The following is a 15,480-nucleotide window of genomic DNA, read 5'->3' as shown; positions in this document are numbered from 1 at the left end:
GCGGCTAGTCGTCGCCGGATTCTTCGGCCTCCCGGATCCGCCGCACGGCATCGCGCTGCGGCGCAGCGAGCTCCTCCGCCGGCGTGGCCAGCAGCGGCGCGATGACCTCCGCATGCAGGAGCTCGGCCGCCGCCGGGTTGCCGGCGTCGCGTTCGGCCTGCGCCAGCCGCCAGGCGGCCATGTAGGTTTCCGGATGCTGCGGACCCAGGCCCGCAAGGCGCATGCGGTAGCTCTCGGCGAAGGCATCGCGGGCCGCCGCCGGCTGGCCGCGCTTGTCGAGCAGCCTGCCTTCGAGGTCGAGCAGCACATGGGTCTGGGAGTGGCGTTCGCCCAGCACTTCGAGCACACGCGGCTTGACCTGCTGCAGCATCGCCCAGGATTCCTGCTCGCGCCCGGCCCGGTACAGCGTGCCGACGCGGTTCACCTCCACGAACACGGTGTCGGGATGGGCCGGGCCCAGCAGGGCGCGCCGCCCCTCGAGCACCGCCTGCTCGAGCGCCAGCGCCTCCTCGTACTGTTCGTCGCGCGCGAGCAGCGCCGCGAGGTTGAGCCGCGAGCGCAGGGCGTCGCGCGAGCCCGAACCGAGCACGCGTTCGCGGGCCGCCAGCACCTCGCGGGTCAGCGCCAGCGCCTCCGCGCGCAGCGCGTCGTCGTCCTCGCGGTTGGCGAGGTCATCCATCATGTTCGCCAGGTTGCCGCGCTGGTTGAGCGTGGACGGGTGTTCGCGCCCCAGCTTGCGCTCGAAGGCCGCCACCAGCTCGCGCTGCAGCTCCAGCGCCGCTTCCACGTCGCCCGCCATCAGCCACAGGATGGCCAGGTTGCCCATCGTGGCGAGGGTGTCCTCGTGGTCGGCGCCGAGCAGTCGCCGGCGCCGCTCATAAAGCCCCTGGAAGGTCTCGCGCGCCAGCGTCTGGTCGCCGGTGCGGGCGTAGCTGATCGCCAGGTTGTTGAGCACCGTCATCGACCGCTTGTCGTCCTCGCCGCGCGCCGCCGCCAGCCGCTCGTAGAGCGCCTGCTGGCGCTCCCGCGCCTCCGGCAGCCGCCCCAGCCCGGACAGGGCGCCGGCGATGTTGAGCTCGAGCTGCACCGGCAGTTCCTCGTTGGGATCCAGGCCCGCCAGGCGCGGCTGCAGTTCCTCGAAGGTGGCCAGGGCCTCGGCCAGCGCGCCCGTGTTGCCGTGGGAGGCGGCCTGCTTGCGCCGGGCATCGATCGACCTCGGGTGGTCCGGCCCGAGGCCGGCCTCGCGCGCCTCGGCCACGGAGGCGAACGCCGCCCGCGCCTCGGCATGCAGGGCGAGTGCGTCATAGACATCGCCCACGGCCTCGCGCAGGTCGGCCTGGAGCAGCGGCTGGTCGGCGAAATCCCTGGCCAGCGCCGTTTCCGCACCGGCCAGCAGCTGCTTGCCCAGCAGCCGGCGCACCAGGTCCGGCGGGCTGGCCCGGGCCAGCAGGCCCTCGGCCTCGAGGGCGCGTGCCGGGTCGCCGCCGCCGAGCTGCTCGCGCAGGCCGGTGGCCAACTCCACGCCCATCGCCTCGATGTCCACGCCCTTGAGCATGGCCTGCTGGAATGCGGCCACGCGCTCGAGTTCGGCGCTGCGGCGCTCGGCCAGCGCCCGCTGCTCGCGCGCCTGCTGCAGCGAATACAGCGAGGCCCCCAGGCCAGCCAGCACCGCCAGCGACACCGCCGCCGCCGCGGCCAGGCCCAGCCGGTGCCGGCGGATCGTCTTGCCCCACTGGTAACGCCGGCTCGGCGGCACCGCCTGCAGCGGCAGCCCGTCGAGGAAGCGCTGCAGGTCCTGGGCGAGTTCGGCGGCCGAGCTGTAGCGCTCGGCGCGATCGTGCTTCATCGCCTTGAGCACCACCCAGTCCAGGTCGTTGCGCAGGGCCCGGCGCAGCCGCGGCTGGCTCAGGCCCAGCAGTTCGGCGCGCACGGCCTCGGCGCCCGGCGCCAGGGTCTGCATCTGCGCGGACGGCGGCCGGGCCGTGGTGCTGGCCGTATGCGCCGCGCGCTGGGTGCCTGCGGTATCCGCGCCGGCGCCCGGGCGGCGCCCCACCAGCAGCTCGTGCAGCAGCACGCCGAGCGAATACACGTCGGAGCGGGTATCGACCTCGACGCCCTGGAGACCGGACTGCTCGGGGCTCATGTAGTCGGGCGTACCGGCGCGCTCGAGTTCGCCGGCGCGCTCGCCCGCGGCGAGCGAGCGGCTGGCCGCGGTGGCGATGCCGAAGTCGATGATCTTCGGCAGCGGCCGCCCGTCCACCTCCGAAACCAGGATGTTCCCGGGCTTGAGGTCGCGGTGCACCACGCCGCGCTGGTGCGCGTGCTGCACGCCCTCGCAGACGCGGATGAACAACGCCAGCCGCTCGCGCAGGCTGAGCCGCGCCTGCTCGCAGTAGCTGGTGAGCGGGCTGCCCTCGATGAACTCCATGACGAAGTACGGGAAACCGTCCGGCGTGGCGCCGGCGTCATAGACCTGGGCGATGGACGGGTGCTTCATCTGCGCCAGCAGCTGGCGCTCGACCTCGAAGTAGGCCAGGTGCCGGGCGTCGAGCCGACGCGCGTGCAGCAGCTTCAGGGCCACGGTGCGGCGCACCGGCTCGAGCTGTTCGGCGCGATAGACCTCGCCCATGCCGCCGCGGCCGAGCAGCGCCTCGATCCGGTAGTTCCCCAGTCGCAGCCCAGCCGCCAGCGCGGCCCCGTCATCGGCCGGGGCCAGGGGCCCGCGCACGGGCAAACCTTCGGTGGGCGCCAGGTCGTCTTCGCCGTTGCCGCTCATGCCACTCCCCCACGTTCGAACACCCGAGAGTCTAGCCCAGCCCCTCACCCCGGGCTGCCGACGGGCTACACTTCACCAAAGGCCTCCCGGACCAAGCCCGATGCGCGAGACCGAGAAGATCGCCACCACCCAGCGAACCCTGCTCAGCGACGGCCCGCGCCGGTCGACGCCGCGCTCCGCCTGCGTGGTCGTGATCCATGGCGAGGGCCTGGGCAAACGCGCCGACCTGGGCGAGGTGCCGGTGGTGATCGGCCGTTCGCAGGAGGCCGACCTGCACATTCCGCACAATTCGGTGTCGCGCCGGCACTGCCAGGTCTGGCGCGACGGCGATATCTACCGCATCCGCGACCTCGGGGCCACCAACACCACCCGCGTCAACGACGAGCCGGTGGCCCAGGGCGAGCTGGCCGACGGCGACCACATCACGCTCGGCGAGTGCATCCTCAAGTTCATCAGCCACTCCAGCGTCGAGGCCCGCTACCACCAGGAGGTCTACCAGCTGGCCACGCGCGACGCGCTGACCGAGCTGTACAACCGCCGCCACTTCACCGAGGCGGTCGACCGCGAGATCGCCCGCGCCACCCGGCATGGCCGCCCGCTGGTGATGTGCATCATCGACGTCGACCTGTTCAAGCCGGTCAACGACCAGTACGGCCACATCGCCGGCGACGGCGTGCTGCGCCAGCTGGCGGGCATCGTGCGCCGCTTCGTGCGCGGCGAGGACGTGGCCGCGCGCATCGGCGGCGAGGAGTTCGCGGTGCTGCTGCCCGAGACCGACCTCGAGGACGCCCGGGCCTTCGCCGAGCGGCTGCGCGAGGCCGTGGCCGCCGACAGTTTCGTGCTCGGTGGCCAGCCGCAGCGGCTGACGATAAGCATCGGCATCGCCGGCCTCGCGCCGGACCGGCTCGACCGCAGCGCCCTGATGCGGGCCGCCGACGTCGCGCTCTACCGCGCCAAGGACGAGGGCCGCAACCGCGTCTGCGTCCAGGAAGGCCTGCTTCAGTCGGGCGTGGAAGCCGAGTAGCGGCGCGCCACGTAGTCGTCGATCACCTGCACGAACTCGTCGGCGATGTGCTCGCCGCGCAGGGTCATGGCTTTCTGTCCGTCGATGAACACCGGTGCCGACGGCGCCTCGCCGGTGCCGGGCAGCGAGATGCCGATGTCGGCATGGCGCGATTCGCCCGGGCCGTTGACCACGCAGCCCATCACCGCCAGCGACAGGTTCTCGACGCCCGGGTACTTGAGCTTCCACACCGGCATCTGGCCGCGCACGTGCTCCTGCACCTTCTGCGCCAGCACCTGGAAGAACTCGCTGGTGGTGCGGCCACAGCCCGGGCAGGCGGTGACCAGCGGCGTGAACGCGCGCAGGCCCATGGTCTGCAGCAGTTCCTGCGCCACCACCACTTCCTGGGTGCGCGGCGCGCCCGGCTCGGGCGTGAGCGAGATGCGGATGGTGTCGCCGATGCCTTCCTGCAGCAGCACCGCCAGCGCAGCCGCCGAGGCGACGATGCCCTTGCTGCCCATGCCGGCCTCGGTCAGGCCCAGGTGCAGGGCGAAGTCGGAGCGCGTGGCGAGGTCGCGGTAGACCGCGATCAGCTCCTGCACGCCGCTGACCTTGGCCGAGAGCACGATGCGCTCGCGCGGCAGGCCGATTTCCACGGCCTTTTCCGCCGACTCGACCGCCGACAGCACCAGCGCCTCGCGCAGCACGCGGCCGGCGTCCCAGGGATCGGGCCGGGCGGCGTTTTCGTCCATCAGCCGCGCGGCCAGGGCCTGGTCGAGCGAGCCCCAGTTCACGCCGATGCGCACCGGCTTGCCGAACTCGATGGCCTTCTCGACGATGGCCGCGAACTGGGTGTCCTTCTTCTTGCCGAATCCGACGTTGCCGGGATTGATGCGGTACTTGGCCAGGGCCTCGGCGCAGGCCGGCTCGGCGGCCAGCAGGCGGTCGCCGTTGTAGTGGAAGTCGCCGACCAGCGGCACCGGCACGTTCATCATGTCGAGCTTTTCGCGGATGCGGGGCACCGCGGCGGCCGACTCGGGATTGTTCACCGTCACCCGCACCAGCTCGGAGCCGGCGCGCCAGAGCTCGGCCACCTGCTTCACCGTGGCCGCCACGTCGGCCGTGTCGGTGTTGGTCATCGACTGCACGACGATGGGGGCGCCGCCGCCCAGGGTCACGCCGCCGACCTGCACCGCGCGGGTGGCGCGGCGCGGCTGTGCCTTCGCCTCGCTCATGCCGGCACGCCCTCTTCGCTTGCTTCGGCCCCGGCCGGCGCCGGCAGGCGTTCACCCAGCAGCACGTAATCACCCGCGTTGAGCAGCACTTCGACGTCCTCGAGCAGATCCGGGCCGCGCGCGCCGACCTCGGGAATGTGGCTGGCGGCATCGTGGATCACCTCGACCCGGCTGCCGGCCTCCACCGAGGCGCTGCAGACGAAGCAGCGACCGGGCGTGCCGTCGATCGGGAAGACCTCGACCGCCCGCTGCATCTGGCGGCTGCCGCCATCGGCGCTGACCACGCGCAGGGCCACCGGGCTCGAGCGCCGCGACAGCAGTTCGACGCCGGCCGAAAGGCTGCCGTCGCCCTCGTAGCGAAGCCAGCGCATCACGCCGACCATCCAGTCCAGCTCCTCGCCGTCCTCGCCGAAGCCCAGGCCGACCAGCTCGCCGACCTTGGCGCGGGCCTGCTCGGCGCTGTCCCAGGCCATGCGGTAGCCGCCCAGGCTCTGGTCGAGCACCCGGGCCGTGAACCGCGGCACGCGGGTCATCGCGGCGGTGCCCTGGGTCCAGGCGGCGCCGGCGATCACGTGCACCGTGCCGGCGGCCGACTGGCGCATGAAGGTGTCGAAGTCGCGCTGCCCGGCCAGCAGGTAGTGCAGGCCGCTCAGGCCCAGCACGGTGTCGAGCGAGTGCCCGGCCGGCAGCCGCACCAGGCCCCGCGCGGCCATCTGGCCGAAGGCGCGGCGCAGGCGGATCAGCAGGTCGTTGCCGACGGTGATGCCCAGGCCCGGGGTCGGCGCGAGTTCGCCCTGGCCGTCTCGCACGCGCCCGAGGGCGCGCTCGACGTCGCCGGCGAAGGGCGCCAGGTCGAGCCAGGTCGACGGGGACTCGTCCGGCGCCGGCGCACCGGGGCCGCGGTCGGCGTCTTCGGGCACCACCGGCGCGATGCCCTCCGGGGCCCGGTCGAGCAACCGGCAGCGCGCCGCGTAGCCGCGCGTGGCGGGCCAGAGCGTGTCCTGCTCGGACTGGCCGAAGGCATAAGGGTTCACGGCCGCCATCAGCAGGGCCTGGAGATAGAGCGTGTTCACGTCCTGGCTGCCGCCGGCGAGCTTGTCGTCGGCACCCTTGCGCTCGAGCTTGAGCGAAACGGCAAACCGGTGCAGCCGGTGCAGGCCCTGCCAGGCGCCCGCCGGCGCCGGCCGGTAGACGCGCCAGGCCAGGGCCAGCGCGCGCACGTAGTGCCAGGCAGAACGTTCCAGCGCCAGCAGCACGTTGCCGCCGCGCAGGAAGGGCACGGAGCCCGAGGGCGCGCAGAGCTCGCAGACCGCCTGGCGGTAGCCGATGGCCAGCTGCAGGTGGAAGTCGCCGGCGATGCTGGCGGCGCGGGCCTTGTCCGGCGGCAGCGGCAGCGAACTGCCGCTGAAACCGCGCTCGAGCAGGGTGATGGCCTCGACGGTGGCCGGGCGCAGCTCTTCGAGCGCGGCGAAACGCTGGCCACCTTCCAGGCGCTGTGCGAGCAGGCCCGGCAGCGCCTGGGCGATCTCCTGCTCCACCGCCTGCGGATTGGCGCGCGGCAGTGCCGCCACCCAGGCCTTGACCTTCCTGGGGTCGGCGGCGAAGCGCGGCGCACCGCCGGCGGCGGGCGGCAGGTCCTGGCACAGGCGGCGGTAGCTCTCGCTCATTCGGGCTCCTCGTGTGGGGCACAGTTTAGACCGGGCCGGCGGCCGGCCCCAGCCCCCGGGACAACGCGGCGGGGTATCCTGTGGGGCCGAGCCCGGAACCGCCATGTCTTCCCTCGCCCGCGAACGCCAGGTCCTGCGTCCGTCCCAGCTCAATGCGCTGGCGCGCGACCTGCTCGAGGGCAGCTTTCCGCAGGTCTGGGTCGAAGGCGAGATCAGCAATTTCTCGCGGCCGGCCTCGGGCCACTGCTATTTCACGCTCAAGGACGAACGCGCCCAGGTGCGCTGCGCCCTGTTCCGGCAAAGCGCCCAGCGCCTGCGCTTCGCCCCGCGCGACGGCATGCAGGTGCTGGCGCGCGGCCGCCTGACGCTGTACGAGGCCCGCGGCGATTACCAGCTGGTGCTCGAGCACCTCGAGGAAGCCGGCGAAGGCGCGCTGCGCCGGGCCTTCGAGGAGCTCAAGGCCCGGCTGGCGGCCGAGGGCCTGTTCGACACCGCCCGCAAGCGCCCCCTGCCCGCCTTCCCGCGCCGGCTGGGCGTGATCACCTCGCCGCGCGGCGCCGCCGTTCGCGACGTGCTCAGCGTGCTGGGCCGGCGTTTCCCGCTGCTCGAAACCGAGGTGCTGCCGGTGCCGGTGCAGGGCGACGGCGCGGCCGCGCAGATCCTGGACATGCTGCGCCGCGCCGGCGCCAGCGGCCGCTACGACCTGCTGCTGCTCACCCGCGGCGGCGGCTCGCTCGAGGACCTGTGGGCCTTCAACGACGAGGCCCTGGCGCGTGCGATCGCTTCTGCGCCGGTGCCCGTGGTGGCCGCCATCGGCCACGAGGTGGACGTGAGCCTGGCCGACTTCGCCGCCGACCTGCGCGCGCCCACGCCCTCGGCCGCGGCCGAGCTGATCGTGCCCGACGCCGGCGAACTGGCCGCGCGCCTGCGCAGCGAACGCCGCCGCCTCGACGCCCTGCAGGCGCGCCTGGCCACCGCCCGCGCCCAGCGCCTGGACCAGGCCTTCCTCAAGCTCCAGGCGCTGCGCCCGCAGCTGCGGCTCGAGCGCGGCCGCAACCGCCTGGCCACCCTGCGCGGCCGGCTCGACCAGGCCTGGCGCACGCCCGGTGCGCGCCGCGCCGAGCGCCTGTCGAAGCTGCTGCGACGCCTCGACCAGTCCCACCCGCGCCAGCGCCTGGAAGCCCATGCGCACAGGCTGGCGCTGCTGGCGCGCAGCCTGCACGCGGTGCTGCCGCGCCGGCTGGAACAGCAGCAACTGCACCTGCGGGGGCTTGCGAGGGCGCTGGCTGGCGTCAGTCCGCTGGCCACGCTGGGCCGCGGCTACGCCATCGTGCAGCAGGCCGACGGCAAGGTGCTGCGCCGTGCCGTCGATGCCCGGCCGGGCGAGAGCCTGCGCGCGCGGCTTGCGGAAGGCGAACTGCGGCTGCGGGTGGAGCCGGACGCCGATTAATCGGCCACGTCGGGCCGGCTGCCCAGGGCCAGCGGCCCGGCGAAGGCCACGCCGTCGCTGCGGCCGGCCTTGGCGCGGTACATGGCCTCGTCGGCGCGGCGCAGCAGGGTCTCGGAGTCATCGCCATCCTCGGGGAAGCAGGCGATGCCGATGCTGGCACCCACCACCACCCAGTGGCCCTCGATCGGTACCGGCCGGCTGATCGCCGACTGCACCCGCGCCGCCACCGCACGCAGCCAGGATTCATCGGCGCCGTCCTCGATGCCGACGATGACCAGGAATTCGTCGCCGCCCATGCGCGCCACCACGTCGCCGGGGCGCACCGATTCGGTCAGGCGCCGGCCGATCTCGGCCAGCAGGTAGTCGCCGGCGGCGTGGCCGTAGGTGTCGTTGACCGGCTTGAAGCCGTCGAGGTCGAAGCTCAGCAGCGCGAACCGGCCGTCGCCGCGACGGGCACGAAGGATGCGCCGCGACAGGTGCTGCAGCGCCCAGCGCCGGTTCGGCAGGGCGGTGAGTGCGTCCATGCCGGCGAGACGGCGGATGCGCTGGCGGTCGTGCAGGATGCGGGTGGTGGCCATCGCCGCCAGCACGCTGAGGATGATGCGCAGCGGAAAGCCGGGCGTGCGCCACCAGGGGCGGGCATCCCAACCTTCCAGCGGCACCGCCGAGATCAGCCAGCTGCCGCCGGGCAGGAAGGCCGGGACGCGCACCGCCCGGCTGTCGGGCGGCAGGCGCAGGCCGCGCACGATCTCGCCACCCGGGCCGGCGGCATCGCGGCCGACGATGCTCAGCCGCAGCTGCTTCTCCAGCGCCTTGATGCCCGCCTCGGCCAGCAGCTCCTCGTGGTCGAGCACCATGTTCACCGCGCCCCAGAGCCGGGGCACGCCCTCGCGGTCGACCCACAGCGGGATGCGGATGGCGAGCACGCGGCCGCCCTGCACCGCCTCGAAGGGTCCGGCCAGCAGCGGGCCATCCTCCTTGATCGCGCGAAGCATGGCGCCCTTCTGGACCGGGTCCTCGAGCTGGTCCAGGCCCAGGGCCGCCTCGTTACCTTCGCGCGGATAGATCTCGGTGATGACGAAGCCCGGCGCCAGGCTCAGGCTCCGGATGCCCGGCTGCCCGCGCAGCAATTCGGCGGCGATGGCATCGAAGGCCTCGTGCGACATGCCTTCCTGCTGCACCACCTGCACGGCCACGCCGCGCACCAGGCCCACGCTGGCGTAGACGCGGGTCTCCAGGCGGGCACGGAAGTCCGACAACTCGGCCTGGACCCGCGAGCGGCGCTCGGAGAGGTAGCGGTCACGCTCGAGCTGGGCCGCGCTGATGCTGAAGTAAATGCCCATCAGCAGCACCAGCAGGCCGAAGAACATCGGCCGGCCCGGGCGCAGCCAGCTGTCTGCCGGGTCGTGGGACTCGGCACCCAGAGGCTCGAGGCTGTCTTCGCGGGCGGCCATGGCCGCTACTCTACCGTGCCGGCCATGGCGCCGCTTCCCGGCCCGGGTGAAAGGCCTTAGGCTGGGACCGATGCAGGCCGAACCGACCGACGAAGCCTTGATGCTGGCGTTCGCCGCGGGCGATGCCGGCGCGTTCGAGGACCTGTACGCGCGGCACCGCCTGCGCCTGTACCGGCACCTGCAGCGCCAGCTTCGCGACCCGGGCCTGGCCGAGGAACTGTTCCAGGACGTCTGGCAGCGCGTGATCGCCGCCCGCGGGCGCTATCGCCCGGAAGCGAAGTTCGGCACCTGGCTCCACCAGATCGCCCACAACCGCCTGGCCGACCACTGGCGCGCCAAATCGCACCGTCCGGATGCCCCGGAGGACGCGAAGGAAGCGGCCGAACGCCTGCCCGACCCGGACACGCCCGAACGCGCACTGTCGGCCTTCGAAGAGCGCCGGCGCCTGCAGCTGGCGCTGGAGGAACTGCCGCCCGAACAGCGCGAAGTCCTGCTTCTGCGGCTCGAGCAGGAGCTGACGCTCGAGCAGATCGGCGAGATCACCGGCGCCGGCCGGGAAACCGTGAAGTCGCGCCTGCGCTATGCCATGGACAAACTGCGCGCGAGGCTTCGCCCATGAGCCGGCAACCCCGTTCCCTGCACCCGGGCGTTCAACACGAGGCCCAACCCAACCGGAGCCATTCCATGCGCCACCTCGTCCTGAGCACCCTCGCCCTCGCCATCGCCGCCGGCTGCGCCCACAAGGTCGCCGAAGAACCCGCGCAGGAGCGGGCCCTGGCCGCCGAGGCCGCTCGCAAGGAACGCGCCAAGCGCGCGGAGATCGAGACGATCGAAGCCAGCGGATCGAGGCTGGCGGCGGCCCCCACCGGCATGCCCGCGCCGATGGCGTCGCCCCCGCCCCCGCCGCCGGCCGCCTACATGCCGATACCGCAGGCGCCGGAGCCCAACACCGAGAACTACGCCGAGTTCGAGGACAACGCCATCGTGCGCACCGTCGAGAACCCGGTGTCCACCTTCTCCATCGACGTCGACACCGGCAGCTACAGCAACGTGCGCCGCATGCTGGCGCGCGGCCAGCTGCCGCCCAAGGACGCAGTGCGGGTCGAGGAGATGATCAACTACTTCGACTACGGCTACCCGGCGCCCACCGACCGCAGCCAGCCCTTCCGCATCAGCACCGAGCTCGCCCCGGCGCCCTGGGACGACAAGCGCGTGCTGATGCAGGTGGGCCTGAAGGGTTACGAAGTGCCGCGCGAGCAGATCCCGGCGGCCAACCTGGTGTTCCTGATCGACACGTCCGGCTCGATGAGCTCCGAGGACAAGCTGCCGCTGCTGCGCGAGAGCTTCCGGCAGATGGTGCCGCGCCTGCGCGCCCAGGACCGCGTCTCGATCGTGGTCTACGCCGGCAGCGCCGGCCTGGTGCTGCCGCCGACGCCGGGCGACCGCCACGGCGAGATCCTCGATGCGCTTGGCCGGCTCGAAGCCGGCGGCTCGACCAACGGCGGCGAGGGCATCGCCCTGGCCTACGCGATGGCCAAACAAGGCTTCATCGAGGGCGGCGTGAACCGCGTCATCCTGGCCACCGACGGCGACTTCAACGTCGGCATCTACGACACCCGCGCGCTCGAAACCCAGGTCGAACACGGCCGCGAGGCCGGCGTCGCGCTCACCACGCTCGGCTTCGGCATGGGCAACTACAACGACGCCCTGGCCGAGCGCCTGGCCGACGTCGGCGACGGCAACCACGCCTACATCGACAACCTGATGGAAGGCCGCAAGGTGCTGGTCGAGGAGATGAGCTCGACCCTGCTGACCATCGCCAGCGACGTGAAGATCCAGGTCGAGTTCAACCCGGCGCAGGTGGCCGAATACCGGCTGGTCGGCTACGAAAACCGCCAACTGGCGCGCGAGGATTTCAACAACGACCAGGTCGACGCCGGCGAGATCGGCGCCGGCCACGACGTGACGGCGATCTACGAGCTGTGCCTGGTGGGCATGGGCTGCGAATCGAGCGACCCGCTGCGCTATGGCGCCGCGCCGGCGCCGGCGACGACGCGGGGCCAGGAGCTGGCCTTCCTCAAGCTGCGCTACAAGCAGCCCGGCAACGACCACAGCGTGCTGGTCGAGCAGCCCGTCACCCGCCGGGCGATGGATGCGACGGCCAGCGAGAGCCTGCGTTTCGCCGCCGCCGTGGCGGCCTATGCCGACCTGCTGCGCGGCGGGCGTAACATGAACGGCTACGGCTGGGACGAGGTGGAAGCGCTCGCCCGCGGCGCCCGCGGCGAGGATCCGTGGGGCTACCGCGGCGAATTCCTGAACCTGGTCGCCCAGGCACGCAGCCTGGCCGGCGCCGCCGGCCCGGCCCGCATCAGCGAGGAGTAAACAGCAGCATGGCCAACCCGCGGGACCCACGCGACCCCGGCCTGGACGGCGACGAAGCCGACCTGGCCCGGGTGCTGCGCGCGCTTCCCGCGGGCGAGCCCCCGGCGCGCGTGGACGCCGCCATCCTGGCGGCGGCCCGCGACGCCGTGTCCTCCGGACGCCCGGCCGGCAAGCCGCGCCGCCTGCCCTGGTGGGCCGTCGGCACCGCCGCGGCCGCGGTGTTGGCGGTGGGCATCGGCCTGCAGCTGCGCCCGGGCCAGCCGTCCGGGCTGCCCGAAGGCTTCCCGGTGGAGGCTCCGGCCGAACCAGTGGCGACGCCGGTGCCGGCACCGTCGCCGCAGGAACTTGCGCTTCCGCCGCCCCCGCCGCCTCCGGCGCCGCCCGCGGAGTTCGCCGCCCCTCCCGCGTCAGCCCCGCCGGCCGACGACATCGCCCGCCGGCAGGCCATCGAATCGGCCAAGGCGCGAGCGCGGCAGGCCATGGACCAGCAGCTGGAAGCGAAGGCGGCCGAGCGCGAAGCCGCGGCACGCACCAGCCGCGACACGCCCGGGCGCATCGAGGCCGCCGGCCCGCGCCCGCCGGAACCGCCGGCTTCGGCGACGGCGCCCGTGCCGGTCCGGGCCGAGGCCGGCGCCCCGGCGCCGGTCGCCGGGGCCGCGCCCGAGGAACCGGCCGAGCGGTCCGACGAGGCTGCCGTCGCCGACGCGCTGCCGGCCGTGCTGCCGCCGGTGGACGAGGACGCCCGGCTCTATCCCGAGTCCTGGATCGAGCGCATCCGCGAGCGCGTGCGCCAGGGCGATCGCGCCGGCGCCCGCGCGAGCCTGCTGCGCTACCAGGCCATGTACCCGCGTCACGAGATCCCGGCCGACCTGGCCCCGCTGCTGCAGTGAGCGCGGCGCAGACCCTCGCCGCGCCGGCCCGTTTCGAACTGGAAGCCAAGCGCAGCCGCTTCATCGCCCAGGCCCGGCATGTCGATTCGCCGGAGCAGGCCCTGGCCTGGCTGCGCGAGGTGTCCGACCCGCAAGCCACGCACAACTGCTGGGCCTACCGCATCGGCGCCGACTACCGCTCCTCCGATGACGGCGAGCCCGGCGGCAGCGCCGGCCGGCCGATCCTCGCCGCCATCGAGGGCCAGGGCCTGGACGAGGTGATGGTGGTGGTGACGCGCTGGTACGGCGGCACCAACCTGGGCGTCGGCGGCCTGGTGCGCGCCTACGGCGGCGCGGCCGCCGAATGCCTGCGCACGGCCCGGCGCCGCGACATCATCCGCTGGCTCGAATGCGAACTGGCCTGCGGCTTCGAACTCGCCGGCGCGGTACACGCCCTGCTCGACACGCTCGATGCACAGAAGCTGGGCGAGGACTTCGACGAAAACGGCCTGCACCTGCGGCTGCGCGTGCCGGACTACAATGGGGACCTGCTGGCCACCCGCCTGCGCGACCTCAGCCGCGGCGCCGCCAGCCTGCACCGCATCGAGACCCCCGTCGAATGAGCGAACAACCGGCCGCCAAGCCGCCCGTCAATTCCCTGCGCGGCCTGCTGCCCTTCGTGCGGCCGCACCGCGGCCTGGTGGCGGCCTGGCTGGGTGCGCTGGCCTTCTCCTCGGGCGCCACGCTCACCCTGCCGGTGGCGGTGCGCTTCATGATCGACCAGGGCTTCGCCGAAGGCAGCTCGGTGGACCGCTGGTTCGCGCTGCTGCTGGCGGTGGCGGTGGTGCTGGCGCTGGCGACGGCGGCGCGCTTTTACTTCGTCACCCTGCTGGGCGAACGCGTGGTGGCCGACCTGCGCCGGGCGCTGTATTCGCACCTGCTTTCGCTCGACCAGGCCTTCTTCGAGCGCACCCGCGCCGGCGAGTTGCTCTCGCGCCTGTCGGCCGACGCCGAACTGCTGCGCAGCGTGGTCGGCTCGAGCATGTCGGTGGCGCTGCGCAGCGGCATCACGGTGCTGGGCAGCGCGGTGATGCTGGCGGTCACCAGCCCGCGCCTGGCCTTGTTCGTGCTGCTGGGCATCCCGCTGATCGTGCTGCCGATGGCGCTTTCGGGCCGGCGCGTGCGCGCCGTGGCCAAGGCCGCCCAGGACCGCGTGGCCGACGCCAATGCCCGTGCCGGCGAAACCCTGGGCGCGATGCACACGGTGCAAAGCTACGCCCGCGAGTCGCACGAGGCCGGCCGCTTCGACGAGGCGGTGCGGGTGGCGCTGGGCGCGGCGCGCAAGCGCATCCGGATGCAGGCGGCGCTGACCGCGCTGGTGATCGTGCTGGTGTTTGGTTCGATCACGGCCGTGCTCTGGGTCGGTGCCCGCGACGTGATCGCCGGCGAAATGAGCGCCGGCACGCTCGGCCAGTTCGTGCTCTACGCCTTGATCGGCGCCGGCTCGGTCGGCGCCCTGGCCGAGGTCTGGGCCGAGGTGCAGCGCGCCGCCGGCGGCATGGCCCGGATCGGCGAGCTGCTGGGCGAGCGTTCGGTGCTGGCCGTGCCGGCCGACGCCGAGCCGCTGGCGACGCCGGTGCGCGGCGAGCTGGCCTTCGATGGCGTGGTCTTCCACTACCCGACCCGCCCCGACGCGCCGGCGCTGGAAGATTTCAGCCTGTCGCTGCGCCCCGGCGAAACGGTGGCCCTGGTCGGCCCCTCGGGCGCCGGCAAGAGCACGGTGCTGCAGCTGCTGCTGCGCTTCCACGACCCGGAATCGGGCCGCATTACCCTCGACGGGCACGACCTGCGCCGGCTCGACCCGGTGGCGCTTCGCGCCCAGGTCGCGCTGGTGCCGCAGGACCCGATGATCTTCGGCACCACCGCCCGCGAGAACATCCGCTATGGCCGGCTGGAGGCCAGCGACGCCGAAATCGAAGCCGCCGCCCGCGCCGCCGAGGCCCACGACTTCCTCGCCGCCCTGCCCCAGGGCTACGACAGCGAACTGGGCGAACGCGGCGCGCGCCTGTCCGGCGGGCAGCAGCAGCGCCTGGCGATCGCCCGCGCCCTGCTCAAGGACGCGCCGGTGCTGCTGCTCGACGAGGCCACCAGCGCCCTCGACGCGCAGAGCGAACGCGCGGTGCAGCAGGCCCTCGAACGCCTGATGCGCGGCCGCACCACCCTGGTCATCGCCCACCGCCTGGCCACGGTGCTCAAGGCCGACCGCATCATCGTCATGGACAAGGGCCGCATCGTCGCCCAGGGCACCCACGCCGAACTCCTCGCCCAGGGCGGCCTCTACGCCGAACTCGCCCGCCTGCAGTTCAACCACGCCCCCACCGCCTGACCCCTTGTTGGAGGGCCTTCAGGCCCGATGCCTTTGCTGCTTCTGGCTAAGGCGACTCGCCACCTTGGCGGGTGGAGGCGGCGTGCGTTCGCCCCGGCCGACACGCCGTGAACCCATCCATGGGGCTCCTCGTCGACATCCATGTCTCCGAGGGTCGGCCGGGGCGAACGCACGCCACCTCCTCGAAAAAATGTCGAGGCCGACGGGAGAGCAACCGCGTCGCGTCCCTGGAGGCCGCCGCGACAATCGGAGCGACGG

General features: G+C 73.2%; 11 protein-coding genes. 7 read left to right on the top strand and 4 right to left on the bottom strand.

Features of this window, described 5'->3' with window-relative positions:
* Positions 1-4: 4 nt before the first annotated feature.
* A complete protein-coding gene (locus C6N40_RS11680; protein WP_106991212.1) occupies positions 5-2,776 on the bottom strand; it encodes a serine/threonine-protein kinase in 2,772 nt (923 codons plus the stop codon).
* Positions 2,777-2,876: 100 nt separating this feature from the next.
* Between C6N40_RS11680 and C6N40_RS11675 the strand changes: the two genes are divergently transcribed.
* Positions 2,877-3,800: a GGDEF domain-containing protein gene (locus C6N40_RS11675; RefSeq protein WP_162782205.1), complete on the top strand. Its 924-nt coding sequence runs from the start codon at positions 2,877-2,879 to the stop codon at positions 3,798-3,800.
* Here the strand turns inward: C6N40_RS11675 and ispG are convergent.
* Positions 3,776-5,014, bottom strand: a complete 1,239-nt coding sequence (ispG, locus tag C6N40_RS11670; RefSeq protein WP_106991210.1) for a flavodoxin-dependent (E)-4-hydroxy-3-methylbut-2-enyl-diphosphate synthase — start codon at positions 5,012-5,014, stop codon at positions 3,776-3,778. The genes C6N40_RS11675 and ispG overlap by 25 nt on opposite strands.
* Positions 5,011-6,681, bottom strand: coding sequence for a hypothetical protein (locus tag C6N40_RS11665; protein ID WP_106991209.1), 1,671 nt, complete (start codon positions 6,679-6,681; stop codon positions 5,011-5,013). Before C6N40_RS11665 ends, ispG begins: the two co-directional genes overlap by 4 nt.
* 103 nt (positions 6,682-6,784) lie before the next feature.
* On the opposite strand from C6N40_RS11665, the gene xseA reads away from it, so the two are divergent.
* Positions 6,785-8,131, top strand: coding sequence for an exodeoxyribonuclease VII large subunit (gene xseA, locus C6N40_RS11660; RefSeq protein WP_106991208.1), 1,347 nt, complete (start codon positions 6,785-6,787; stop codon positions 8,129-8,131).
* On the opposite strand, the gene C6N40_RS11655 is transcribed toward xseA, so the two are convergent.
* The gene (locus C6N40_RS11655) at positions 8,128-9,585 is read right to left on the bottom strand and encodes a diguanylate cyclase domain-containing protein (RefSeq protein ID WP_106991207.1); all 1,458 of its coding nucleotides are present in this window, start codon (positions 9,583-9,585) and stop codon (positions 8,128-8,130) included. The genes xseA and C6N40_RS11655 overlap by 4 nt on opposite strands.
* 70 nt (positions 9,586-9,655) lie before the next feature.
* Here C6N40_RS11655 and C6N40_RS11650 point away from each other — a divergent pair, with 70 nt between their 5' ends.
* From C6N40_RS11650 to C6N40_RS11630, 5 genes are all read left to right on the top strand, one after another.
* Complete coding sequence (locus C6N40_RS11650; RefSeq protein WP_106991206.1) at positions 9,656-10,204, top strand: RNA polymerase sigma factor; 549 nt, start codon at positions 9,656-9,658, stop codon at positions 10,202-10,204.
* A gap of 65 nt (positions 10,205-10,269) precedes the next feature.
* On the top strand, positions 10,270-11,967 hold the full coding sequence (locus C6N40_RS11645) for a vWA domain-containing protein (RefSeq protein ID WP_106991205.1): 1,698 nt from the start codon (positions 10,270-10,272) through the stop codon (positions 11,965-11,967).
* 8 nt (positions 11,968-11,975) lie between these two features.
* The gene (locus C6N40_RS11640) at positions 11,976-12,857 is read left to right on the top strand and encodes a hypothetical protein (protein WP_106991204.1); all 882 of its coding nucleotides are present in this window, start codon (positions 11,976-11,978) and stop codon (positions 12,855-12,857) included.
* Entirely contained in the window at positions 12,854-13,459 is a 606-nt protein-coding gene (locus tag C6N40_RS11635; protein ID WP_106991203.1) for an IMPACT family protein, read from the top strand. Before C6N40_RS11640 ends, C6N40_RS11635 begins: the two co-directional genes overlap by 4 nt.
* Entirely contained in the window at positions 13,456-15,222 is a 1,767-nt protein-coding gene (locus C6N40_RS11630) for an ABC transporter transmembrane domain-containing protein (protein ID WP_106991202.1), read from the top strand. The genes C6N40_RS11635 and C6N40_RS11630 overlap by 4 nt, the downstream gene beginning before the upstream one ends.
* Positions 15,223-15,480: the final 258 nt, after the last annotated feature.

The organism is Arenimonas caeni, from assembly GCF_003024235.1.
Classification (GTDB): domain Bacteria; phylum Pseudomonadota; class Gammaproteobacteria; order Xanthomonadales; family Xanthomonadaceae; genus Arenimonas; species Arenimonas caeni.
Note: the sequence above shows the minus strand (reverse complement) of the source record. Positions and strands in the feature narration are given on the sequence as shown.